Source organism: Ralstonia sp. 25C (assembly GCF_051904805.1).
GTDB lineage: Bacteria > Pseudomonadota > Gammaproteobacteria > Burkholderiales > Burkholderiaceae > Ralstonia.
On record NZ_CP196737.1, the window covers coordinates 3,203,123 to 3,225,788 of the forward strand.

The window sequence follows — 22,666 nt, forward strand, 5'->3', positions numbered from 1 at the left end:
GCTTGGGGTTGCGGCGAATTTTGCATTGCAGCAGACTGCATCTAATCGATCACCTGATCGCACAGTTTTTCAAGGCTTGTAGGAGAAACACATGGCAGGGCAGGCGGATGGCGCAACGGCGACGAATGGGCCGCGCATCGTAGTGGTAGGCGGCGGAGCCGGTGGGTTGGAGTTGGCAACACGCCTCGGCGACAAGCTAGGCAAGCGCGGCGCTGCGCAAGTGGTGTTGGTCGACCGCAATCCGACCCACATCTGGAAACCGCTGCTGCACGAAGTCGCTGCTGGCAGCATGGACCCGAACACTCATCAGCTGGAGTATGCCGCGCAGGCCCGCTGGCATGGGTTTGAGTTCCAGCAGGGTGAATTGAAGGGGCTCGACCGCGCCGCCAAGACCATCACGATCTCGGGCAGCGTGGATGACGATGGCACCGAGGTGCTGCCGGAGCGCGCCATTGCCTACGACACGCTGGCGTTGTCCATCGGCAGCGTGACGCATTTCTTCGGTGTGCCGGGTACGGCCGAGCACGCCATCGCGCTCGACACCGCCTGGCAGGCCGAGCGCTTCCGCCGCAAGCTCATTTCCGCCTGCATGCGCGCCCAGAACGGTGTGGGCGATGCGCGCCCCCAGGTGGACATTGCCATCGTTGGTGCGGGCGCCACGGGTGTGGAGTTGTCTGCCGAGCTGCGCAACACGGCGCACGTGCTGGCGGCATACGGACTGCACAAGCTCGACCCGCGCCACGACATCCGCATCCACCTGATCGAAGGCGGCCCGCGCATTCTGCCGGTGCTCAAGGAGCGTATTTCGGCCGCGACCACCGAGTTGCTGCACAAGCTCGACGTGGACGTCATCACCAGCGAGCGCGTGACTGAAGTCACCGCGCACGCCGTCAATACCGCCAGCGGCAAGTCCATCCCCGCGGATCTGACCGTGTGGGCGGCAGGCATTCGCGCGCCGTCTGTGCTGGGCGAATTGGGGCTGCCGGTCAACAAGCTGGGGCAGGTGGTCGTCTCGCGCACGCTGCAGGTCGAAGGCGACGATGCCATCTACGCGTTTGGCGATTGCGCGAGTTGCCCGTGGCCCGAGGCTTCGACCAGCGTGCCGCCGCGCGCGCAGGCTGCGCACCAGCAGGCCACCTACCTGTTCGACGCGCTACGCAAGCGTATGGATGGCAAGCCGGTCGAACCGTTCGGCTTCAAGGACCTGGGCTCTCTGGTGTCGCTGGGTCACTTCAGCGCGGTGGGCAGCCTCATGGGCGGGCTGATCGGCGGCTCGATGTTCATCGAGGGCTTGATGGCGCGGTTGATGTACACCTCGCTCTATCGGATGCACGTGCTGGCGCTGCACGGCTGGGTGCGGATGTCGGTCGACACCGTCATGCACTGGCTGCGCAGCAAGACGAACCCGCGGGTCAAACTGCACTAGCCTCGGCAGCGAAGCATCTGCTTCGGTAGACTAGTCGCTTCGTTCACCGTAACCGCCCGCGGGGCGTGAGGAGAGTGCGATGCAGCTGGATGCAGAAGTGGAGAGTCTGGTACCCGGCCGCGGCTTTGATCGCCGCGGCTTTGTGAAGACGGCGCTGGGTTCGGCATTTGCGGCGGCGGTGCTGCCGGTGTCCGCCCAGGCCATCAAGACGGATTTCAACGGGCTGACGGCGGGCGAGGTGTCCGTGCCCGTGGGCGAATTCCGGATGCCGGCCTACCGTGCGCAGCCTGAAGGCAAGACCAAGCTGCCGGTAGTCATCGTCGTCAGCGAAATCTTTGGCGTGCACGAGTACATCGCCGATGTCTGCCGGCGCTTTGCCAAGCTCGGCTATCTGGCCATCGCACCGGAGCTGTTCGTGCGCCAGGGCGATCCGCAGTCGTACGCCACCATTCAGGAACTGCAGGCCAACGTCATCTCCAAGGTGCCCGACGCGCAGGTGACGGGCGATCTGGACGCGACCGTTGCGTGGGCCAAGCAGAACGGCGGCGATCCGGCGCGCATTGGCATCACGGGCTTCTGCTGGGGCGGTCGCCAGACTTGGCTGTTTGCCGAACACAGCCCCGACATTCGGGCGGCTGTCGTGTGGTACGGCCACCCGAAGGGTGCCCCGACGGCACTGCAGCCGGTCTTTCCGATCGACAAGGTGGACGAACTCAAGGCGCCCGTGCTCGGCATGTACGGCGCCAAGGACACCGGCATCACCCAGGATGCCGTGACTGCGATGAAAGACGCGCTGGAGAAATCCAAGAACCCCAAGGCACATGCGTCGCGCATCGTCGTGTATCCGAATTCCGGCCATGCTTTCCACGCCGATTACCGCCCAAGCTATGTAAAGGCCGACGCCGAGGACGGCTGGAAGAAGTGTTTGGCGTGGTTCAAGGACCACGGCGTGGCGTAGACGCTCCATCGCCCCAGCGACAGGCCCTGAGGTGTGACTCGGGGCCTTTTTCTTGTGTGTGCTGGCAAAGGTTGCTGAACGGGCATACAATGCGCGTCTTCTTGCAACTCTGTTGCGTTTGTTGCCCTTTGCATGACCTTCGATACCACCCTGTTGGGCATTCTTCTGGCCACCGCGCTGTCCGGCATCGGCAGCATGGCCGGTGCTGCCGTCCTGTCGTTGACCGTGCTCTCGCGCGTGGTGGACCGCATGGTCAGCTTCTCGGTGGGCGTGCTGCTCGCCACGTCGTTGCTGCACTCGCTGCCCGAGGCGTTCGAAGCGCATCACGGCATCGAGCCCAACACGCATGCGCTGTTCGCCACGCTGCTGGCGGGGCTCCTTGGCTTCTTCCTCCTCGAAAAAATCTCGCTGATTCGCCATTCGCATCACCACGAGGGCGATGGGCATGGTCACCATCACGGCCATGATCGCCAGGAAGCCGGCCGCAGCGGCCTGATGATCCTGGTGGGCGATGGGCTGCATAACTTCTCGGATGGCATCGTCATTGCCGCCGCGTTTCTAGCCGACACCAAGGTCGGCATTGTGACTGCGCTGGCGATTGCCGCCCACGAGATCCCGCAGGAAATCGGCGACTTCATGGTGCTGCTCAACGCCGGCTTCTCGAAGACGCGCGCGTTTGTCTACAACCTGATCTGCAGCGTGTGTGCGCTGGTTGGGGCGGTGCTCGGTTATTACCTGCTGGATCGCCTGACGTCGTGGATTCCGTATGTGTTGGTCGTGGCGTCGAGCAGCTTCATCTACATCGCCGTGTGCGATCTGATGCCGCAGATGAAGCGCCGGCCGCGCAAGCAGGAATCGGCGATACAGGTTGCGCTGATCGCGGCGGGTGTTCTGATGATCTTCCTGCTGACCAACGGCCTCCACGGCCACGTGCACTGAAGCACTGTGTCCGCTTCAAAACAAAAGCCCGGTCGATGCCGGGCTTTTTGTTGCGCGAATAATTCGGCGATCAGGGGTTCGGCCCCGTGGCCACCGGGCGCGAAGGGTCACTGCACCACTCGCTCCAGGAGCCGGCGTAGAGTGCCGCGCCCCTCAGCCCGGCGATTTCCATGGCCAGTGCGTTGTGGCAGGCAGTCACACCGGAGCCGCATTGCAGCATCGCGTCCTCTGGCTGGGCGCCGGCCAGCACGGCGGCAAAGTCGGCGCGCAATTGCTCGGCCGGCTTGAATGTGCCGTCGGCCTGCAGGTTGTCGCGGAAGAACCGGTTACGCGCGCCTGGGATGTGGCCGCCAACGGGGTCGAGCGTTTCGTTCTCGCCGCGGTAACGGTCGGGCGCGCGGGCATCAATGATGGGCTTGTTGGGTTGCCCGAGGTACTTCTGCACGATGTCGGCCGTGACCAGCGGTGCGAGCGATGGCTTGCGCGTCAGGTTGCCCGGCGTAGCGGTGAGTTGCGGCTCTTCCGGCACGACGTTGTCGATGGGGAAGTGCGCAGCCTCCCAAGCCTGCAGGCCGCCATCGAGCACCGCCACATCGGCGTGTCCCACCCAACGCAGCAGCCACCACAGGCGCGGCGCAAACATGCTGCTCTGACGGTCATATGCGACGACTTGCGTGTCGTCGTTCACGCCTAACGCTTGCAGACGCGCGACCAGGGCTTCCGCATCCGGCAGGGGGTGGCGGCCATTGGTGCCCGTCTTCGGGCCGGACAGCTCGTTATCCAGATGCATATAGAACGCACCGGGAATATGACTGGCGTGATACGCATCGCGCCCCGCGGCCGGGTTGGCCAGGTCGAAGCTGCAATCGATGACGACCACGTTTTGCGGTGCACTTTGCTGCAGCGCGGCCAATTGCGGTGCGGTGATGAGGGTAGCGTAGTGAGCGCGTTCGCTCATGGCGACAATCTCCAGGGATTCGATCAATCAGACTTCCGGGTGAATCTCGGCTTCCGGGCCGGACACGGCGGTTTGCGGTGTCGGGTGCTCGGTGCCCGACTGGCGGGCGCGCATGACCGTGGTCACGATGCCGCTGCCGATGATGAGCGCCATGCCCGCCCACGACAGCGCATTCAGCCGGTCATTCCACAGCAACATACCCCAACCGCTCGCAAAGACGATGCCGGTGTATTGCAGATTGGCCGTCAGCAACGTATTGCCGCGCTTGTAGGCGCGCGTCATGGCGGTCTGCCCCAGCGTGGCCAGCAGCCCCACGGCCAGCAGCAGGCCAGCGGTGTGCCACGTATGCGGCTGCGCCCCGCCAATCAGCATCCAGACGCCGCCTGCAATGGCGCTCACAAACGAAAAATAGAACACGATGCGCGCTTCGTTCTCGCCCAGGTCGCCCAGTTGGCGGACTTCCACATAGGCGAGGGCGGTGAACACGCCCGACACCAGTCCCACCATGCCGCCGGCAAGCTGCGTTGACCCGCCGCCCACGCTCGGCTGCAACAGGCAGACCACGCCGATGAACGACATCAGGATGGCCGCCACCATCTTTTTGTCGGCGCCGCCCGCTTTGCCCGCCAGCGCAGCGCCCGCACCGATGATGAGCGCAATCCACACCGGCGACATGTAGTTCAGCGTCATGGCCGTGCCCAGCGGCAGCAGGCTGATGGACGTGAACCACAGCAGCAGCGACGTCACCCCGAACACGCTGCGCTTGATATGCGACGTGAGGTACGGCGTGCGGACGCCCGCGCCCGTCTTGGCCAAGATGGCGCCCATCACGATCATGCCGATCACGCTGCGGTAGAAGACGATTTCGCCCGTGCTGTAGTGCGACGAGGCCAGTTTCACGCACACGCCCATCGCCGAGAAAGCGAACGCTGCAAGAATCATCCAGAGCGATTGACGGGACGAACTGTCGGACCTTTCGGCGACTTGGGTGGCGAGGTTGCTGGACATGGGGCGGGGCGAAAAAAAACGGTGCATGCCACGTGGCTGCACCGTTCGTATTGTGACCCGGAAGGCCGCGGATGCCTACGGTCAGTCGTTCCTTAGTAGTTCATTGTGCGTCGATACCACTCGTGGAAGTGCTGCATGCCGTCTTCCATGGGCGATTGGTACGGGCCGACTTCGCTCGTGCCGCGCTTGAGCAGGGCGAGGCGCCCGGCGTCCATGCGCTCGGCGATCTCGTCGTCTTCGATGCATGTTTCCATGTAGGCGGCGCGCTCCGCTTCAACGAATTCGCGCTCGAACAGAACGATCTCTTCCGGGTAGTAGAACTCGACCACATTGCGCGTTTTGGTCGGGCCCAGCGGATGCAGCGTCGAGACCACCAGCACGTTCGGATACCACTCGACCATCACGTTCGGGTAGTACGTCAGCCATACCGCGCCGTACTTGGGCATTTCGCCGTTGTTGAAGCGCAGGACGGCGTCGTGCCACTTCTGGTACGCCGGCGTGCCCGGTTTGCGCAAATTGGCGTGGATGCCGACGGTCTGCACGCTGTGCCACTCGCCGAATTCCCATTCCAGGTCGTCACACGAGACGAACTGGCCGAGACCCGGGTGGAAGGGCACGACGTGGTAGTCCTCGAGGTACACCTCGATGAAGGTCTTCCAGTTGTAGTTGCAGTCGTGCACCTCGACGTGGTCGAGCATGTAGCCGGAGAAGTCGAGATCGCGCGCCACGCCCAGGCGGGCAAGGTCTTCGCGCACGTCGCGCTTGCCCTCGAACAGCAGCCCATTCCAGTTCTGCAGCGGCGAGCGCGACAGGTGCGCGCACGGCTGCTTCTCGAAGTGCGGCGCGCCCAGCAGGTCGCCTGTCAGGTCGTATGTCCAGCGATGCAGTGGGCAGACGATGTTCTGGGCATTGCCGCGCCCATTGAGCATGATCGCCTGACGATGCCGGCACACGTTGGAAAGCAGTTCGACGCCGTTCGGATTGCGCACCAGCACGCGGCCTTCGGCCTCGGCGGCAAGCGTGTGATAGTCGCCAACTTCGGGGACCATCAGCTCATGGCCGACGTAACCCGGGCCATGCTTGAACAGACGTTCGATTTCAGTTTGATACAGCGCCTCGTCAAAGTATGCAGAGACGGGCAGCTGGGTTTCAGACGGCACCAAGTGCAGTGCGGCGCTGAGATTGGACATTATCCCCACTCCCAATAACGGTGAAAGCAGTGAACAACCCAACCATCGAAAAATTCGATGAAAAATTCGATTTGGGAAAGGACGCCATCGGCAGGTGGCGTAGGGTCTGTTGAGGTAGGAAACGAGCGCTGCCGGCCCCCGCTTGGGCCAACGACCATACGTTCAATGGGCCAACAGACCCAAACCATCGTTCGGAGCGGCGTATACCGGCCCGGCCTTTGGAGGAAAGGGGGCGATTGTACCCCAGGGGAATCGATAAGTCCCTGATTTTTGTCGCCTTTCGGCCGCTGCCCCGCGCATCGTTCGCCCCAATGTCATCCCCCCGTCAGTCATGTACCGTCGGACGATGCCCCACGCCGAGTGCGCAGAACGCACACCGAATTGCCGTAAAATGCCGGATTGTCCTTTTCTGATTCGCAATCGGCATGCCCCGTGCCTCAAACGACGCCCCCAGCGCGTCTGCCACGCCATCTGCTGCGCCTGCTTCTTACGAGGCTGCCATGGCGGAACTTGAAACCCTTGTCGCCAGCATGGAATCCGGTGAATTGCCACTGGAGGCCTCGCTTGCGGCCTATCGACGCGGGGCCGAGCTGGTCAAGTACTGTCAGCAGGTGCTCGAGCGCGTCGAGCAGCAGGTGCGCGTGCTTGACGGCGATGCACTGAAGCCCCTTGCCGACGACAGCAACACGAACGAACAGGGCGACGCATGAGTGAGTTCGCCCAATGGATGGCGTCTGTGGTCGCACGGACGGAAAGCGCGCTCGAGCGTGCCTTGCCGGCCGAAACCGTGTCACCGCAACGCCTCCACGCTGCCATGCGCTACGCCACGCTTGGTGCGGGCAAGCGCGTACGCCCGTTGTTGGCGCATGCTGCCGGCGCGCTGGGCGATGCGTCGCCCGAGGCGCTCGACGGCGTGAGCTGCGCCGTGGAGATGATCCACGCCTACTCGCTGGTCCACGACGACATGCCCTGCATGGACGACGACGACCTGCGCCGTGGCCGCCCCACCGTGCATCGCGCCTATGATGAAGCGACGGCCCTGCTGGTGGGTGACGCGCTGCAGACGCAGGCCTTCATCGTGCTGGCCGAGCTGGGCGCCGCGAGCCCGGCAACGCGTGCTGTACTGGTGGGTGAGCTGGCGCGCGCGTCGGGTTCGCTGGGCATGGCCGGTGGCCAAGCGATCGATCTGCAGAGCGTTGGCATTGCGCTGTCGCAAGACGAATTGGAAGCCATGCACCGCATGAAGACCGGTGCGTTGCTGCGGGCAAGCCTGCGGATGGGCGCGCTCTGTGCTGGCGTGAATGCCGCTGCCTTGGAGCAGGTCGATGCCTATGCGGGTGCAGTCGGCCTGGCGTTCCAGGTGGTCGACGACATCCTCGATGTGACGGCCGATACCGCCACGCTGGGCAAGACCGCCGGCAAGGACGAGGCCAACGACAAGCCGACCTACGTGTCCATCCTCGGGCTGGACAAGGCCCGGGCGCTGGCCGAGGAGCTGCACGCCGCAGCGGGCGCGGCGGTCGCACAACTCGCCCGCGAGATCGGCGGTGAAGCCGGCGAAGCCTGTACCGCGCGATTGGCCGAGATGGCCGATCTGATTGTGCGGCGTGGCCACTGAACAACATTGCATTGACGGTAGAAGTCTTTGCCAAAACGCCTGACCGGCGGTCCACCATGACGTACGAACTTCTCAACACCATCGACGATCCGGCCGACCTGCGCCGCCTGGACCGCCGCCAGCTCGGCCCCCTGGCCAGCGAGCTGCGCGCCTTCGTGCTCGATTCCGTCTCGCAGACGGGCGGCCACTTGTCGTCGAACCTGGGCACGGTCGAACTGACCATCGCGCTGCACTACGTCTTCAACACGCCGGAAGACCGCATCGTGTGGGACGTTGGCCACCAGAGCTATCCGCACAAGATCCTCACCGGCCGCCGTGACCAGATGGGCTCGCTGCGCCAGTTGGACGGCATCTCCGGCTTCCCGCGCCGCAGCGAGAGCCCGTATGACACGTTCGGCACGGCGCACTCGTCCACGTCGATTTCCGCCGCGCTGGGCATGGCCCTGGGCGCCAAGACCAACGGCGAAGACCGTGTCGCCATTGCCGTCATCGGCGACGGTGCAATGAGTGCTGGCATGGCCTTCGAGGCGATGAACAACGCGGGCGTCTATAAGGATCTGCCGCTGGTCGTGGTGCTGAACGACAACGACATGTCGATCTCGCCGCCGGTGGGGGCACTCAATCGCTACCTCGCCCGCCTGATGAGCGGCCAGTTCTACGCGGCCACCAAGAAGGGCGTGGAGAAGCTGCTGTCGGTGGCGCCGCCGGTGCTCGAATTCGCCAAGCGCTTCGAAGAACACACCAAGGGCATGTTCGTGCCGGCCACGATGTTCGAGGAGTTCGGCTTCAACTACATCGGCCCGATCGATGGGCACGATCTCGAATCGCTCGTGCCGACGCTGCTCAACATCCGCCAGCGCGCGCGCGAGGGTGGTGGGCCGCAGTTCCTGCACGTGGTCACCAAGAAGGGCCAGGGCTACAAGTTGGCCGAGGCTGACCCCATCCTCTATCACGGCCCGGGCAAGTTCAATCCGCAGGAAGGCATCAAACCGTCTGGCCGCCCGGCCAAGGTGACGTACACCCAGGTGTTTGGCCAATGGCTGTGCGATATGGCTGCGGCGGACAAGCGCCTCGTCGGCATCACGCCGGCCATGCGCGAGGGCTCCGGCATGGTGGAGTTCGAGCAGCGCTTCCCCGACCGCTACTACGACGTGGGCATTGCCGAGCAGCATGCCGTCACGTTTGCCGGCGGTATGGCATGCGAGGGCCTGAAGCCCGTCGTCGCCATTTACTCGACCTTCCTGCAGCGCGGCTATGACCAGTTGATCCACGACGTGGCGCTGCAGAATCTGCCGGTGGTGTTCGCGCTGGACCGCGCGGGCCTGGTCGGCGCGGACGGTGCCACACACGCGGGCGCCTACGACATCGCCTACCTGCGCTGCATCCCCAACATGATGGTGATGACGCCGGCTGACGAAAACGAATGCCGCCAGCTCCTGAGCACGGCGTTTGCCCAGGATTGCCCGACGGCCGTGCGCTACCCGCGTGGTGCCGGCACCGGCGTGGCAGTGCAGCCGACGCTCGAGCCGCTGCCGCTGGGCAAGGCCGAGGTGCGCCGCGCCTCCACCGCGCCGGCAGGTCAGCGCGTAGCGATCTTGGCGTTCGGCTCGATGGTGGCACCGGCTTCGGCCGCCGCCGAGCGTCTGGATGCGACGGTGGTCAACATGCGTTTCGTCAAGCCGCTCGATGTGGCCTGCGTGCTGGAAATGGCGCGCACGCACGATTACGTCGTCACGGTGGAAGAGGGCTGCGTGATGGGCGGCGCTGGCAGTGCTTGCCTGGAGGCGTTGGCCGCCGCTGGTGTGGCGACGCCTGTACTCCAACTGGGGCTGCCCGACCGCTTTATTGACCATGGCGACCACGCGGCCTTGCTGGCCCAATGCGGGCTGAGCGCCGACGGCATCCTCGCTTCGATCCGCGAGCGCTTTGCCGTGCAGCCACGGGCTGCCGCACCACGCGTTGCATGAGCCACTTGCGGCGATAGGCCGCCTCAATCACCCGTATTGCGTTTCGGGGTTTGAGTAGTTGACTGCAGAGGTGGGAAATTTCTTTTACACTCCGCCAGTCTTATTTCTGAATTGTGTGCGCAGTCGCGGGATGGGCAGATTCGATCACTTGAGGGGTGGTCACCATCAGCCAGGTTCCGCGGTTTCACACTCGTTGCGTACCGGCCGACTGCGATGGCCGGGCGACCGTAAAGGAAACCGATCATGAACGATATGAACCCGGCCTTCGTGATGCCGGACGTGCAGTCCAGCCATGACACCCGCCAGATCCCGATCCAACGCGTGGGTGTGCGCGGCGTGCGTTACCCGATGTCGCTCCAGACTCCCTCGGGCGTGCAGAACACCATCGGCACGTACAACCTCGACGTGCATCTGCCTGCGGACCAGAAGGGCACGCACATGTCGCGCTTCGTCGCGCTGCTCGAAGAAGAGCGCGAGCCGTTGAATCTGGCGCAATTCCAGCTCCTGCTGGAAAAGATGCTGGAAAAGCTCGAAGCCGACGCTGGCCGCATCGAAGTCCACTTCCCGTATTTCGTCAGCAAGACGGCCCCGGTGTCGGGCGTGCAGTCGCTGATGGACTATGAAGTGACGATGATCGGCGAAGTGCGCGACGGCCACACCAAGGTGCGTGTGAAGGCGCTGGTGCCGGTGACGAGCCTGTGCCCGTGCTCGAAGAAGATCTCGCAGTACGGCGCGCACAACCAACGCTCGCACATCACGATCGACGCCGAGCTGGCGGCCGATACGCCGGTCGAATCGCTGATCCGCATGGCCGAAGAAGAAGCCTCGTGCGAACTGTGGGGCCTGCTCAAGCGTCCGGACGAGAAGTTCGTGACCGAGCGTGCGTACGAAAACCCGAAGTTTGTGGAAGACCTGGTGCGCGACATCGCCATGCGTCTGAACCAGGACGACCGCATCGTCGCCTACACGCTGGAAGCCGAGAACTTCGAGTCGATCCACAACCACAGCGCCTATGCGCTGATCGAGCGCGACAAGCGCCTCGACAAGTAATCGACGCAGTACCGAAGAAAAAGCCGCTCAATCGAGCGGCTTTTTCATGCTTGCTGGATGCGGATGTCTTCCAGATCCCAGCGTGGCGTGACGCCGTAGCCGTAGCCGTCCTGCACCTGCGTCGGATCGGCTTGCAGCCGCATCGCGCCGGCAAAGGCGATCATCGCGCCGTTGTCGGTGCAGAACTGCAGGTCGGGGTAGTAGACGCGCAGGCTGCGCTTCTTGCCTTCGGCGTTCAGGCCGTCGCGCAACTGGCGGTTGGCGCCCACGCCGCCAGCCACGACGATGCGCTTGAGACCATGCTCCCGCGCAGCACGCAGCGTCTTCTTGACGAGCACCTCGACGATGGCGTCGACAAACGCGCGGGCCAGGTCGGCACGCGGTTGTTCGCAGGTCTCGCTGTCGGTCAGGTTGAGCTTGCGCACCTGTGTGAGCACTGCAGTCTTGAGGCCCGCGAACGAGAAATCGAAATTGCCCGAGTGCAGCATCGGCCGGGGCAGGTCGAACACGCCCGGGTTGCCGAATTCAGCCAGGCGCGAGACGGCCGGGCCGCCGGGGTAACCGAGGCCGAGCAGCTTGGCTGTCTTATCGAAGGCTTCGCCGGCGGCATCGTCGAGCGTTTCGCCGAGCAGCGTGTATTGGCCAACGGCATCGACGCGCATCAACTGCGTATGGCCGCCTGAAACGAGCAGCGCCAGGAACGGAAACTCGGGTCGATCCGCTTCCAGCAGGGGCGAGAGCAAATGCCCCTCCAGGTGATGCACGCCCACTAGCGGCTTGCCCAGTGCAAACGCCAGTGCATTCGCAACCGAGGCGCCGACCAGCAGCGCGCCAGCCAACCCTGGGCCTTTTGTATAGGCGATTGCGTCGATGTCCGCACGCGTGGCACCGGCTTTGTCGAGCACTTCTTCCAGCAAAGGGATCACGCGGCGGATGTGATCGCGCGAGGCCAGTTCGGGCACCACGCCGCCGTATTCGCGGTGCATGGCGATCTGCGAATAGAGTGCGTGCGCGCGCAGGCCGGCATCGGTGTCGTACAGGGCGACGCCGGTTTCGTCACAGGAGGATTCGATGCCGAGGACCAGCATGGCGTGTGAAGGAAGAAATCCGTAGGAAGGCGCCGAAGATAGCACAAGCTAAAATGCACGGTTTTCCAGCATAGACAGAGGCGGCGCGGCGATCATGATGCGGTGCGATGTAGCGGTGATCGGCGCGGGCGCGGCCGGGATGATGTGCGCGGCAGTGGCCGGGCAGCGCGGCGCGCGCGTGGTGCTGATCGACCACGCGACCAAGCTGGCCGAGAAAATTCGCATCTCCGGCGGCGGGCGCTGCAATTTCACCAACGTGAATGCGGCGCCGGGCAACTACCTGTCGAACAACCCGCATTTCTGCCGCTCGGCGCTGGCGCGGTACACGGCGCAGGATTTCGTCAGCCTCGTCTCCAGCTACCGCATCCCGTATCACGAGAAGCACAAGGGTCAGCTTTTCTGCGACGACAGCGCGGAAGACATCATCCGCATGCTCGAAGTGGAGTGCGAGAAGGGCAACGTCATCTGGCGCACAGGCTGCTCGATCGCTGAGGTGGGTAAGGATGGCGATGCGTATCGCCTCTCGACCAGCGCCGGCGAGATCGTCGCCAGCAAGCTGGTGGTCGCTACGGGCGGTCTGTCCATCCCCAAGATCGGCGCGACGGATTTTGGCTATCGGATTGCGCGGCAGTTCGGGCTGAAGATCGTCGAGACGCATCCGGCGCTGGTGCCGCTTACCTTCAATGCTGAACATTGGGCGCCGTTCTCGGCGCTGTCCGGTGTGTCGATGGAGGTCGATGTGACGGTTGCCCAGCCTGCGGGCAAGGGCGGCAAGAAGGGCGGCGCCACGACCTTCCGCGAAGATTTGCTGCTGACGCACCGTGGCCTGTCTGGCCCCGCCATCTTGCAGATTTCGAGCTTCTGGAATTCCGGTCAGCCGCTCGCCATCGACCTGCTGCCGGACACCGACGCCGCGCAATGGCTGTGCGATGAGAAGTCCGGTTCGCGCAAGCAACTCGGGACCGTGCTGGCGCAGCGCCTGCCGGAGCGCGTGGCGCAAGCGTGGTGTGCCACGCATGGCGCAAATCCGCACGCGCCAATTGCCGAACTGTCTGACAAGTTGCTGCGTGCGATCGGTGGCGCACTGAACCGCTGGGAGCTGACGCCCTCAGGCAGTGAGGGCTATCGCAAGGCCGAAGTCACGCGTGGCGGGGTCGATACGCGCGCATTGTCGTCCGCGACGATGGAGGCGCAATCCGCGCCGGGCCTGTACTTCATCGGCGAGGTGGTCGACGTGACGGGATGGCTCGGCGGCTACAACTTCCAGTGGGCTTGGGCCTCGGCTGTTGCGGCGGGGGAGGCTGCTTCCGCGAGTTGACCCCCCACCGATCGAGGCAAGAGCCGCCTGGGTTCTGTGCTACGATCAGCGATCCACTTTTTCAAGTTTGCAACCCGCTGGGCCAGCCGCCTGAGCGGGTTTTGCCGTTTATCGGAGTTCGGAATGTCCCAGATGTCGTTGAAGGCCCAGATCACGGAAGACATGAAGGCCGCCATGCGCGCCAAGGAAATGGATCGTCTGGGCACGATCCGCCTGCTGCAGGCCGCCATCAAACAGCGCGAGGTGGATGAGCGCATCGAGCTGGATGACGCCGCCGTGCTGGCCGTGGTCGACAAGATGATCAAGCAGCGCAAGGACTCCATCACCGCGTTCCAGCAAGCCAGCCGCGAAGATCTGGCTGCCAAGGAAGCCGCTGAGATTGCCGTGTTGCAGGTCTACATGCCTGCGCAACTGTCGGAAGCCGAAGTCGACGCCGCTGTGCGTGACGCCGTGGCCAAGGCTGGCGCCGCCGGCCCGCAGGACATGGGCAAGGTCATGGGCATCCTCAAGCCGGCCCTGGCTGGCCGCGCTGACATGACGCAAGTCTCGGCCCGCGTGAAGGCTGCCCTGACCGGCGCCTGATTCCCCTTTACACCCGCAATCCCCAAAGGGGCGCAGCCCGCGTGATCCCGCAGCCGTTCATTGACGACCTGCTCAACCGCGTCGACATCGTCGACGTGGTGGGCCGCTACGTCCAATTGAAGAAGGGCGGCGCCAATTTCATGGGGCTGTGCCCATTCCATAACGAGAAGTCGCCGTCGTTCTCGGTGTCGCCCACCAAGCAGTTCTATCACTGCTTCGGCTGCGGCGCGCACGGCTCGGCGATCGGCTTCCTGATGGAGTTTTCCGGGCTGTCGTATGTCGAGGCCATCAAGGACCTCGCGCAGTCCGTCGGCATGGTGGTGCCGGAGGAGCGCGGCGGCCTGCCGCCCGCCGCCCGCGCCGAGCAGCAAGCCAAGACTGTCGCACTCGGCGACGTCATGGCTCGCGCCTGTGAGCACTATCGCAAGCAGTTGCGCAGCGCCCCCAACGCCATCCAATACCTCAAGGGTCGCGGCCTGACCGGTGAGGTTGCCGCGCACTTCGGCCTCGGCTACGCACCTGACGATTGGCAATCGCTCGAGGCCGTATTCGGCCCGTACCGCGAGGACGCCACCGCCGGGCCGCTCATCGAGGCCGGTCTCGTCATCGAAAGCGAGAAGACCAGCGCCGACGGTACGCACCGCCGCTACGATCGCTTCCGCGATCGCATCATGTTCCCGATCCGCAATACCAAGGGTGTGGTGATCGGCTTTGGCGGCCGGGTACTGGGGCAGGGCGAGCCCAAATACCTCAACTCCCCCGAGACACCGCTGTTCAGCAAGGGCACCGAGCTGTACGGCCTGTTCGAGGCGCGCAACGCCATCCGCGAGCTGGACTACGTGCTGGTCGTGGAAGGCTACATGGACGTCGTCGCGCTCGCGCAGCTCGGGTTTGCTAATGCCGTGGCCACATTGGGCACGGCCTGCACGCCGATCCACGTGCAGAAGCTGCTGCGGCAGGTCGATACCGTCATCTTCTCGTTCGACGGGGATTCCGCTGGGCGCCGGGCCGCGCGTCGCGCGCTGGAAGCCTGCCTGCCGCACGCCACCGACAACAAGACGATCAAGTTCCTGTTCCTGCCGTCTGAGCACGATCCGGACAGCTTCGTGCGCGAAGAGGGCACCGAGGCCTTTGCCCGCGAAGTGCACAACGCGATGCCGCTGTCGCGCTTCCTGCTGCAGGCCGTGACGGAAGACCTCGACCTGCGTCAGCCCGAAGGACGCGCCCGCGCCCAGTACGAAGCCAAGCCGCTGCTGACCGCGATGCCGTCCGGCGGCTTGCGCCTGCAGATCGTGCGCGGCCTGGCCGAGATGACCGGAACCACGCCTGCGGATATCGAGGCCCTCTGCGGCCTGCGCAGCGACCCCGTCCATGCCGGCCGTATGACGCAGAAGCGCCCCCGTGTGGCGCGCACCGCACCCACTGCGCTGGAGCAGAAGCTGCTGCGGCTGCTGATGCGCTACCCCGTGCTTGCCACTCGCCTCGACGCGGACGCGCGCGCCCAGTTGACAGCGCCCCAACTGCCCCAAGGTGAGGTATTGGCGGGGCTGCTGGCCGAATGTGATGCCGCGAGTCCCGATATGCACTTCGGCGCCTTCGTCGAGCGTCTTGGTCAGACGCCTTATGCCGAGGCCTTCGCCGGGCTCCGCGTTGCGGTATTGGAAGACGATATCGAGCTGGAGCCGGCCACGGCCGAGTTCGACACCGCTGTGCAGAAGATGCTGGCCGAGCCCCTCAAGCGGGAGCTGGAAATGTTGCAGCGCAAGATGGAAGCCGGCCACGCCAGCGACGACGATAAAGAACGCATGCGCTGGCTGGTGGGCGAGATCAGCCGCCGGCGCAGGCTCGTGTAGCGCACACGCCGCAGCAGGCGTTCCAAGCGCGGCGGGCAATTGCGGGTAGTCCCTTGATTTTTCAGGCGAAAACCCGATTTTCGTTTAGACCGGCATGGTCTAGCGTGCTAGAATAGCCGGTTTGGATTGCAATACCTTTTTCCCATTTCAGGGGGAGTGAGCGTGCCCATGGTGAAGGTGAAGACCTCCGCGAAGGCCGGTTCCAAGGCCAGTCCTGCTTCTGTTTCTGCCACGCGATCCTCATCGGCGCGTGGCTCCGGCGGCGGAAAGACCACAGCGGGAACGGCGAAAGTCGCAAATGGTCGGACACCTGTGGGGCAGGCGGTAACCAAGGCCACTGCGCCGGCAAAAACGGGGAAAGCCCAGCCGCGCCAGTCCGCCGACATCACTGTCGCCGCCAAGCCCAGCAAGCCCATCAAACCGGCAGCGCGCACAAGGGACGCGATTCAATCTTCAACCTCAGGCAAGGTCTCGACGTCGATGAGCACGAGCGCCAGACCTGGCGGCACAGCCGCTTCCGTCGCACTCAAGGGCAAGACAACCACCGTGGCGAAATCGAAAGCAACCGAAGTCGAGAGCAAGCAGACCCCTGCCAGCGCAAGCGCAACCAAGACGGGTACCGCTCGTACCAGCACCGCAGCCAGGCCAGCCAAGGCAACCGCGGAAGACACCAAGCGCACCGCCCAGGCAGAGGCCACCCCCACAACTCCTCCTGCGCCCCGCGCCGAGGCAGCAGCCGAGCCCAAAAAGCGCGGCCGCAAGCCCAAGGCAGAGACGCAGGCAGACGATGACAGCAGCACGGACGTGACTGAAGAATTTGACACCCCCGCCGCTCCGGCACCGAAATCCGACAAGCTGAAGGCCCGCGACCGCAAGGCCAAGGAAAAAGCCCTGCTCAAGGAATTTGCTGCCTCGCAGCAAGGCGGTTCGGAAGAAGAGCTCGAGGCTCGCCGCCAGAAGCTCAAGGCGCTGATCAAGCTGGGCAAATCGCGCGGCTACCTGACCTACGCCGAAATTAACGACCATCTTCCCGACGACATGGTCAACGTGGAGTCGCTGGAAACGTTGGTCGCCACGCTCAACGACATCGGCGTTGCCGTGTACGAGCAGGCGCCGGACGCCGAAACGCTGCTCCTGAACGACAACGCACCTTCCGTCACCACGGAAGAAGAGGCGGAAGAAGAAGCCGAAGCCGCGCTGTCAACGGTTGACTCCGAATTCGGCCGCACGACCGACCCGGTGCGTATGTACATGCGCGAAATGGGCACGGTCGAGCTGCTGACGCGCGAAGGCGAAATCGTCATCGCCAAGCGTATCGAAGCCGGCCTGAAAGACATGGTCATGGCCATCTCGGCTTGCCCGGTCACCATTTCGGAAATCCTCGCCATGGGCGAGCGCGTCGCCAACGACGAAGCCAAGATCGACGAGTACATCGACGGTCTGATCGACCCGAACGCTGAGGCCGACGCTGCCGCTGCAGCCGAGGAAGAAGAGGAGTTCGAGGAAGAAGAAGCCGAAGAGGAAGCCGACGAAGAGGAAGACGAGGACGATGAAGGTGCTGGCGCTGCCGCCGCTTCGGCCCGTCAGCTCGAGGAGCTCAAGCAGGCTGCGCTGGTCAAGTTCGGCGTGATTGGCGAGCAGTTCGACAAGATGCGCCGTGCGTTCGAGAAGGAAGGCTACAAGTCCAAGCCTTACGTGAAGGCACAGGAAGCCATCCAGGCTGAACTGATGACGATCCGCTTCACGGCACGCAATGTCGAGCGCCTGTGCGACACGCTGCGTGGCCAGGTGGACGAAGTGCGCAAGCTGGAGCGCGCCATCCTGAACATCGTGGTCGACAAGTGCGGCATGCCGCGTGGCGACTTCGTTTCGCGCTTCCCGGGCAACGAGACCAACCTCAAGTGGATCGAGACCGTGGTGGCCGACGGCAAGCCGTACAGCACGATCGTCGAGCGCAACGTGCCGGCCGTGCACGAACTGCAGCAGAAGCTGATCGACCTGCAGGCGCGCGTGGTGCTGCCGTTGTCGGAGCTGAAGGACGTCAACCGCAAGATGTCGGAAGGCGAGCGCCGCGCCCGTGAAGCCAAGCGCGAAATGACGGAGGCCAACCTGCGTCTGGTGATCTCGATTGCCAAGAAGTATACGAACCGCGGTCTGCAGTTCCTCGATCTGATCCAGGAAGGCAACATCGGCCTGATGAAGGCGGTGGACAAGTTCGAATACCGTCGCGGCTACAAGTTCTCGACGTACGCCACGTGGTGGATCCGTCAGGCCATCACGCGTTCGATCGCCGACCAGGCGCGCACCATCCGTATTCCGGTGCACATGATCGAGACGATCAACAAGATGAACCGCATCTCGCGTCAGATCCTGCAGGAAACCGGCAACGAGCCGGATCCGGCAACGCTGGCCGAGAAGATGGAGATGCCGGAAGACAAGATCCGCAAGATCATGAAGATCGCCAAGGAGCCGATCTCCATGGAAACGCCGATCGGTGACGACGACGACTCCCATCTGGGCGACTTCATCGAGGATACGAACACGCTGGCTCCGGCTGAAGCGGCGCTGCATGGCTCCATGCGCGGCGTGGTGAAGGACGTGCTTGATTCGCTGACGCCGCGCGAAGCCAAGGTGCTGCGCATGCGTTTCGGTATCGAAATGAGCACCGACCACACGCTGGAAGAAGTCGGCAAGCAGTTCGACGTGACGCGTGAGCGTATCCGCCAGATCGAAGCGAAGGCACTGCGCAAGCTGCGTCATCCGAGCCGCTCGGACAAGCTGAAGAGCTTCTTGGAAGGTAGCTAAAGCGGGATTTTCGGAGTGGGCTCGCGCCCACTTTCGGTTAAAATCACGCACATGGCCCGGCCTAATCCGCCGGGTCAATTTTTTGTCGGTCGCCCGCTGTAGTTCCTTCAGGGCGCCGCTCTCTGGGCCTCTAGCTCATGCTTGGTTAGAGCAGCGGACTCATAATCCGTTGGTGCCGGGTTCGACTCCCGGGGGGCCCACCACGCTTTCCCTCCTCCTTATTGTCGCGATTGCAATGCGCCGGTTTGTCCGGCGATTTTGTTTTGTGCGTTTTGATCCCGGGATCGTTTTTTGCTACGGAAATGCGCATCGCAACAATATCCGGATTGGGATTCTTCGGTTAATTGTCGGCGTGCCCAGACATTCTCCCCACACTCAGGGGATGGGTTTAAAACACTTCAAACGAAACGATTTCATTCCCTCGTTTGAAATACCACCGAACCGCGCCATGTCTGCTTGTATGGGCGATCGCCGACATTGTTTTGAATGAAATCTCTATTTACTTCATAGTCTGTGCGGCCCATAGTTGCGCACACAACGATAAGTCAATAGGCAGTCGCGTACCCTTCGGAGACATAGGATGTTACGCATTCAAAACGGGCCCTTCCAGCATTCCGCTTGTGCGCGTGCCCACGCGCGTCATCGCCATCGTTATTACTGCGCGGCCGATTTGTCGCGTTAGCGGCGGTTTTCCCAGATATTGCTTTTTGCCTCGGCGCTTGCCGAGTCGTGTGCTGCGCCAGTGGCACGCGGAGCAAACGCGTTCCTTGCTTTTGCTGATTTTTAAATCGATCTGCTGACAGAGCAGGTCGTGCGCTGCCGGCCGTCGTACGCGGCGGGCGGGGATATGGCCGGTGTTCTCCGGCACGAAACACAGCACGTCACAACACGTTTTAAAACCCAAGGAGGAAACCATGGGGAGTCAACGTCATTTGTTTGTTGTCATGGCAATCAGTTGCATACTGGCCATGCCCTTCATTGGCGGGTGCGGAGGAGCCGATGACCCGGGCGCGTCGGATGTGGCGCAGTGTTCGGGCAGTTCGTGTCCGCCCAGCGGTGCCAATACCTCGCCCACGACGCAGAGCACGTTGTGCCCTGCGTCGCTGGATTACTCGACCACCTACACGGGCGGTTCGGGCAGCGGCGAATACATCAAGGTCAAGTTCGATACGAGCAAGAACACGTATCAGATGCAGTTCATCGAGTCGTCGGTGCCGACCTCGGCGGGGCAGGTGAACACGACCCGCAAGGGGCTGACGATCAACGGCGCGTTCGCCCATCCGACGAACCTTCCGACGCCTGAACAGAGCCGCTGTGCGTTTGTGCTGCAGTCGGGCAAGACGGACGACAACAGCTATGCCATCACCGTCAACCCGCAAGACCCGCCGATGCTGTTTGTGGGGCAGGGCATCGTGGGGGGCGGCATACCAGGCGCGACCATTCAGTTTGGCGGCATCCAGCCGATTCCCGGCGTCGTGATTGGCGCCGTGCCTTCCCGTACGTTTGATTTCTATCCGTTCCTGGGTTTCTCCGAGACGGTGACGGACTTCTCACAGGTGGCCGGTCGCTACAACCAGGTCGGGGTGCATGTCACGCCGACGGGCTCGGGCAATCAGACGACTGCCCCGCAAGGCTGGCAGCCCGACGCCGTCAACTGGACGCAAACGTTGAACGCCGACGGCACCTGCACGGCCGAGGGCATCGACTATTCCTGCCACACGACCGGCACGCCGTGGACACGGCGGCAGAACGCCGATGGCTCGCCGGACAACGTGTTCGTCAGCAACCCGACGAGCGCCAGCGTGCCGTATCCGTATGTGGGGCAGGTGTCGCCGCTGGTGTTACTGGCGCCGAGCCAGGCCAAGGGGATTCTGATTGCCGGCAAGCTCAACGGGCAGGTCGTGCCGGTGGTGATCCGTGTCGGCTATTCGCATAGCGATGCAGCGAACCTGCTCGCTTCGGTAGCGGACGACCAGATCGGCATCTCGATCCTGTCGCCTGCGACGGCCATTCCGGCCAATGTGCTCAAGGGCGGGTACATCGGCGCGACCAGTGGTTCTGCATGTGGCGTGGTGACCAACAACGGCCCGAGCGGCGCGCCGGCCAGCGGCAATGGCTTGAACGCCACCGTGGATCACCCCGAGCTGTCGGGTGCGTACAGCGGCGGCTTCTTCCATGCCTCTGCGGGCAATTGCAGCGATGGTACGGCCGTGTCCACGCTCGCGGCCAACTACACGTCCACGCTGTTCCAGAACGGCACGGCGGCGTTCATCAATCCGCTCACCTCACGGGTGACGGCGCAGTTCTCGCTCGACTACACGCAAGCCGCGCCCGGCAAGCTGCTGGTGACGGCACAGAACGACTTCAACGCGCAAGGCCCCGGCGGCAACGTGGCGTTGTTCAAGGCGGGCGACACGGGCGTGGCCGTCAAGGTGGGCAACGTCTACGCCATGCTCATGAACAACAACAAATACAACCCGTTCTTCACGGTGGGCGCGTTCGTGCAGTAAGGCGCTTCAACGCAATCGTGCGCGGCGGCTGTGCGTGGAACCTGCCCGCCGCCGCGTCTGAACAACAAGATGGAGGAGACGCAGATGCAATGGCGTAAATGGTTGGCCGCGCTCGCATGCGCACCGATGGTGGCGGCACTGTTGACGGCGTGTGGCGGGGGCGATGATCCGCCGCCCCCCGTGATCCAGCGCCTGTGCCCGCAGGCCATCGACTACAACACGGTGTTCACCGGTGGCTCCGGCTCGGGCGAGTTGGTGAAGGTGCAGCTCGACACCACCAAGATGACGTACCAGATCACCTATCTGGCCTCGCCGATTCCGCTCACGACGGGCACGGTGGCCCCCACACGCGACACCCCGCCCAACAACGTGCAGAGCGGCACGCTCACACAAGAGACGGCACTGCCGACCGAGAAGCTCAATCAGTGCGCATATCGCTTGAACAACGCGAGCCTGGATCCGAGCCGCCCGGCGCGGTTCTTCCTGGGGCAGGGCGTGCTGGGCGGCACGATTCCGGGCGCGACGATCCAGTTCGACGGCATCGTCGGCGTGGGCAAGATTGCGCGGACCACGTTCCCGTACTACCCGTTCATCAGCTTCTCGAACACCGAGACCGATCTGACCAAGATCGCGGGCAACTACAACCAGCTCGGCTACCACCAGGTGCCATCGCAGAGCTTCTCGCAGCAGGCGGTTGATGCGCGGTTCACCATCAACGCGGATGGCACCTACACCGAGTGCGACAACCTGGGCGTGAAGAACGGCGGTGCGTGCCTGATGTCGAGCGCAACGGTCAACCAGAAGCTGACGCTGCGCGGCGATGCGCCGGCGTTCACCACGTTGAACTATCAGCCGCAGGTGCCGGCCACGGTGTCCTCGCTCGATCCCAACAAGGCGGGCAAGGGCGTGCTGATCGTGGGCAAGCTGTATGGCCAGCTCGTGCCGATCTTCATTCGCGTGGGGGCGGCCAACTCCGATCTGACGGCGGGCCCGCCGGTGGCGGATGACGAGTCCGGCATCTCGATCATGGCGCCGGCCACCAACATCACACAGGGCTCGCAAGACGGCGAATACACGGGCGTGGACAGCCAGTTCAACTATCGCGCCACTGCATTGGTGGGCACGCAGGCCACGCTGCTCGATCCGTTCAACGCATCGCAAGCAGCGCTCACGCGCCCGCTGAACCTGGACTTCACGCAGTCGGTGCCGGGCGTGATCCGCACCACGCAGACGAGCGCTCCAGCCGGTTCCACCCCGACCGGCAAGCTGATCTTCACCGGCAAGACCTTCGGCTTCCTGGATATGAGCGATACGAAGAACCCGTACTTCACCGTCGGCGCCTTCGTGCAGTGACGTTTCCGGAACAACACGCCACGGGGCGCGGCACCGATGACGC

The 22,666-nt window shown here is 63.7% G+C and carries 19 protein-coding genes and 1 tRNA gene; 14 read left to right on the forward strand and 6 right to left on the reverse strand.

Annotated elements, in window-relative coordinates; translation table 11 throughout:
• Nucleotides 1-91: 91 nt before the first annotated feature.
• The 3 genes from ACS7SF_RS15000 to ACS7SF_RS15010 all read left to right on the forward strand — a co-directional run bounded on the left by ACS7SF_RS15000 (nt 92) and on the right by ACS7SF_RS15010 (nt 3,323).
• Nucleotides 92-1,426 (forward strand): NAD(P)/FAD-dependent oxidoreductase, encoded by a 1,335-nt coding sequence (locus tag ACS7SF_RS15000; RefSeq protein ID WP_439890508.1) that lies wholly within the window; start codon nt 92-94, stop codon nt 1,424-1,426.
• Nucleotides 1,427-1,505: 79 nt separating this feature from the next.
• The gene (locus ACS7SF_RS15005; RefSeq protein ID WP_439890509.1) at nt 1,506-2,384 is read left to right on the forward strand and encodes a dienelactone hydrolase family protein; all 879 of its coding nucleotides are present in this window, start codon (nt 1,506-1,508) and stop codon (nt 2,382-2,384) included.
• Between the two features lie 132 nt (nt 2,385-2,516).
• The gene (locus tag ACS7SF_RS15010; protein WP_439890510.1) at nt 2,517-3,323 is read left to right on the forward strand and encodes a ZIP family metal transporter; all 807 of its coding nucleotides are present in this window, start codon (nt 2,517-2,519) and stop codon (nt 3,321-3,323) included.
• Between the two features lie 70 nt (nt 3,324-3,393).
• On the opposite strand, the gene ACS7SF_RS15015 is transcribed toward ACS7SF_RS15010, so the two are convergent.
• The 3 genes from ACS7SF_RS15015 to ACS7SF_RS15025 form a co-directional block, all read right to left on the reverse strand.
• A complete protein-coding gene (locus tag ACS7SF_RS15015) occupies nt 3,394-4,281 on the reverse strand; it encodes a sulfurtransferase (RefSeq protein WP_439890511.1) in 888 nt (295 codons plus the stop codon).
• Nucleotides 4,282-4,308: 27 nt separating this feature from the next.
• Nucleotides 4,309-5,289 (reverse strand): DMT family transporter, encoded by a 981-nt coding sequence (locus ACS7SF_RS15020; RefSeq protein ID WP_439890512.1) that lies wholly within the window; start codon nt 5,287-5,289, stop codon nt 4,309-4,311.
• A 92-nt stretch (nt 5,290-5,381) separates the two neighbouring features.
• Complete coding sequence (locus tag ACS7SF_RS15025; RefSeq protein WP_439890513.1) at nt 5,382-6,479, reverse strand: aromatic ring-hydroxylating oxygenase subunit alpha; 1,098 nt, start codon at nt 6,477-6,479, stop codon at nt 5,382-5,384.
• Between the two features lie 425 nt (nt 6,480-6,904).
• Here ACS7SF_RS15025 and ACS7SF_RS15030 point away from each other — a divergent pair, with 425 nt between their 5' ends.
• From ACS7SF_RS15030 to folE2, 4 genes are all read left to right on the forward strand, one after another.
• Nucleotides 6,905-7,189: an exodeoxyribonuclease VII small subunit gene (locus tag ACS7SF_RS15030; RefSeq protein ID WP_439890514.1), complete on the forward strand. Its 285-nt coding sequence runs from the start codon at nt 6,905-6,907 to the stop codon at nt 7,187-7,189.
• Nucleotides 7,186-8,097, forward strand: a complete 912-nt coding sequence (locus tag ACS7SF_RS15035; RefSeq protein ID WP_439890515.1) for a polyprenyl synthetase family protein — start codon at nt 7,186-7,188, stop codon at nt 8,095-8,097. Before ACS7SF_RS15030 ends, ACS7SF_RS15035 begins: the two co-directional genes overlap by 4 nt.
• A gap of 56 nt (nt 8,098-8,153) precedes the next feature.
• Complete coding sequence (dxs, locus tag ACS7SF_RS15040) at nt 8,154-10,064, forward strand: 1-deoxy-D-xylulose-5-phosphate synthase (protein ID WP_439890516.1); 1,911 nt, start codon at nt 8,154-8,156, stop codon at nt 10,062-10,064.
• 243 nt (nt 10,065-10,307) lie between these two features.
• Nucleotides 10,308-11,114, forward strand: a complete 807-nt coding sequence (gene folE2 / locus ACS7SF_RS15045; protein WP_439890517.1) for a GTP cyclohydrolase FolE2 — start codon at nt 10,308-10,310, stop codon at nt 11,112-11,114.
• Between the two features lie 44 nt (nt 11,115-11,158).
• Here folE2 and tsaD read toward each other — a convergent pair whose 3' ends face one another.
• Nucleotides 11,159-12,202 carry a tRNA (adenosine(37)-N6)-threonylcarbamoyltransferase complex transferase subunit TsaD gene (gene tsaD, locus ACS7SF_RS15050; protein WP_439890518.1) on the reverse strand — a complete coding sequence of 348 codons (1,044 nt, stop codon included), beginning with the start codon at nt 12,200-12,202 and terminating at the stop codon, nt 11,159-11,161.
• Between the two features lie 94 nt (nt 12,203-12,296).
• Between tsaD and ACS7SF_RS15055 the strand changes: the two genes are divergently transcribed.
• The 3 genes from ACS7SF_RS15055 to dnaG all read left to right on the forward strand — a co-directional run bounded on the left by ACS7SF_RS15055 (nt 12,297) and on the right by dnaG (nt 15,955).
• On the forward strand, nt 12,297-13,520 hold the full coding sequence (locus ACS7SF_RS15055; RefSeq protein ID WP_439890519.1) for an NAD(P)/FAD-dependent oxidoreductase: 1,224 nt from the start codon (nt 12,297-12,299) through the stop codon (nt 13,518-13,520).
• A 132-nt stretch (nt 13,521-13,652) separates the two neighbouring features.
• On the forward strand, nt 13,653-14,102 hold the full coding sequence (locus ACS7SF_RS15060; RefSeq protein ID WP_252684493.1) for a GatB/YqeY domain-containing protein: 450 nt from the start codon (nt 13,653-13,655) through the stop codon (nt 14,100-14,102).
• A 41-nt stretch (nt 14,103-14,143) separates the two neighbouring features.
• Nucleotides 14,144-15,955, forward strand: coding sequence for a DNA primase (dnaG, locus tag ACS7SF_RS15065; RefSeq protein WP_439890520.1), 1,812 nt, complete (start codon nt 14,144-14,146; stop codon nt 15,953-15,955).
• A gap of 107 nt (nt 15,956-16,062) precedes the next feature.
• On the opposite strand, the gene ACS7SF_RS15070 is transcribed toward dnaG, so the two are convergent.
• The gene (locus tag ACS7SF_RS15070) at nt 16,063-16,341 is read right to left on the reverse strand and encodes a hypothetical protein (protein ID WP_439890521.1); all 279 of its coding nucleotides are present in this window, start codon (nt 16,339-16,341) and stop codon (nt 16,063-16,065) included.
• 94 nt (nt 16,342-16,435) lie between these two features.
• On the opposite strand from ACS7SF_RS15070, the gene rpoD reads away from it, so the two are divergent.
• Entirely contained in the window at nt 16,436-18,760 is a 2,325-nt protein-coding gene (gene rpoD / locus ACS7SF_RS15075) for an RNA polymerase sigma factor RpoD (protein WP_439890522.1), read from the forward strand.
• 124 nt (nt 18,761-18,884) lie between these two features.
• Nucleotides 18,885-18,963: transfer RNA gene (locus ACS7SF_RS15080), tRNA-Ile, on the forward strand.
• Between the two features lie 380 nt (nt 18,964-19,343).
• Here the strand turns inward: ACS7SF_RS15080 and ACS7SF_RS15085 are convergent.
• Nucleotides 19,344-19,676 carry a hypothetical protein gene (locus tag ACS7SF_RS15085; protein WP_439890523.1) on the reverse strand — a complete coding sequence of 111 codons (333 nt, stop codon included), beginning with the start codon at nt 19,674-19,676 and terminating at the stop codon, nt 19,344-19,346.
• Here ACS7SF_RS15085 and ACS7SF_RS15090 point away from each other — a divergent pair.
• Together ACS7SF_RS15090 and ACS7SF_RS15095 are read left to right on the forward strand one after the other, a co-directional pair.
• Nucleotides 19,675-21,270, forward strand: coding sequence for a DUF2957 domain-containing protein (locus ACS7SF_RS15090; RefSeq protein WP_439890524.1), 1,596 nt, complete (start codon nt 19,675-19,677; stop codon nt 21,268-21,270). The two genes, ACS7SF_RS15085 and ACS7SF_RS15090, sit on opposite strands and share 2 nt — an antisense overlap.
• 84 nt (nt 21,271-21,354) lie before the next feature.
• A complete protein-coding gene (locus ACS7SF_RS15095; RefSeq protein WP_439890525.1) occupies nt 21,355-22,623 on the forward strand; it encodes a DUF2957 domain-containing protein in 1,269 nt (422 codons plus the stop codon).
• The last annotated feature ends 43 nt before the right edge of the window (nt 22,624-22,666 follow it).

What these genes read in the sequence shown, in the direction of transcription:
- ACS7SF_RS15000 (WP_439890508.1), top strand. Translation starts at nt 92, where the DNA reads ATGGCAGGGCAGGCGGATGGCGCAACGGCGACGAATGGGCCGCGCATC.
- ACS7SF_RS15005 (WP_439890509.1), top strand. Translation starts at nt 1,506, where the DNA reads ATGCAGCTGGATGCAGAAGTGGAGAGTCTGGTACCCGGCCGCGGCTTT.
- ACS7SF_RS15010 (WP_439890510.1), top strand. Translation starts at nt 2,517, where the DNA reads ATGACCTTCGATACCACCCTGTTGGGCATTCTTCTGGCCACCGCGCTG.
- ACS7SF_RS15015 (WP_439890511.1), bottom strand. Translation starts at nt 4,281, where the DNA reads ATGAGCGAACGCGCTCACTACGCTACCCTCATCACCGCACCGCAATTG.
- ACS7SF_RS15020 (WP_439890512.1), bottom strand. Translation starts at nt 5,289, where the DNA reads ATGTCCAGCAACCTCGCCACCCAAGTCGCCGAAAGGTCCGACAGTTCG.
- ACS7SF_RS15025 (WP_439890513.1), bottom strand. Translation starts at nt 6,479, where the DNA reads ATGTCCAATCTCAGCGCCGCACTGCACTTGGTGCCGTCTGAAACCCAG.
- ACS7SF_RS15030 (WP_439890514.1), top strand. Translation starts at nt 6,905, where the DNA reads ATGCCCCGTGCCTCAAACGACGCCCCCAGCGCGTCTGCCACGCCATCT.
- ACS7SF_RS15035 (WP_439890515.1), top strand. Translation starts at nt 7,186, where the DNA reads ATGAGTGAGTTCGCCCAATGGATGGCGTCTGTGGTCGCACGGACGGAA.
- dxs (WP_439890516.1), top strand. Translation starts at nt 8,154, where the DNA reads ATGACGTACGAACTTCTCAACACCATCGACGATCCGGCCGACCTGCGC.
- folE2 (WP_439890517.1), top strand. Translation starts at nt 10,308, where the DNA reads ATGAACGATATGAACCCGGCCTTCGTGATGCCGGACGTGCAGTCCAGC.
- tsaD (WP_439890518.1), bottom strand. Translation starts at nt 12,202, where the DNA reads ATGCTGGTCCTCGGCATCGAATCCTCCTGTGACGAAACCGGCGTCGCC.
- ACS7SF_RS15055 (WP_439890519.1), top strand. Translation starts at nt 12,297, where the DNA reads ATGATGCGGTGCGATGTAGCGGTGATCGGCGCGGGCGCGGCCGGGATG.
- ACS7SF_RS15060 (WP_252684493.1), top strand. Translation starts at nt 13,653, where the DNA reads ATGTCGTTGAAGGCCCAGATCACGGAAGACATGAAGGCCGCCATGCGC.
- ACS7SF_RS15070 (WP_439890521.1), bottom strand. Translation starts at nt 16,341, where the DNA reads ATGTCGGCGGACTGGCGCGGCTGGGCTTTCCCCGTTTTTGCCGGCGCA.
- rpoD (WP_439890522.1), top strand. Translation starts at nt 16,436, where the DNA reads ATGAGCACGAGCGCCAGACCTGGCGGCACAGCCGCTTCCGTCGCACTC.
- ACS7SF_RS15090 (WP_439890524.1), top strand. Translation starts at nt 19,675, where the DNA reads ATGGGGAGTCAACGTCATTTGTTTGTTGTCATGGCAATCAGTTGCATA.
- ACS7SF_RS15085 (WP_439890523.1), bottom strand. Translation starts at nt 19,676, where the DNA reads ATGGTTTCCTCCTTGGGTTTTAAAACGTGTTGTGACGTGCTGTGTTTC.
- ACS7SF_RS15095 (WP_439890525.1), top strand. Translation starts at nt 21,355, where the DNA reads ATGCAATGGCGTAAATGGTTGGCCGCGCTCGCATGCGCACCGATGGTG.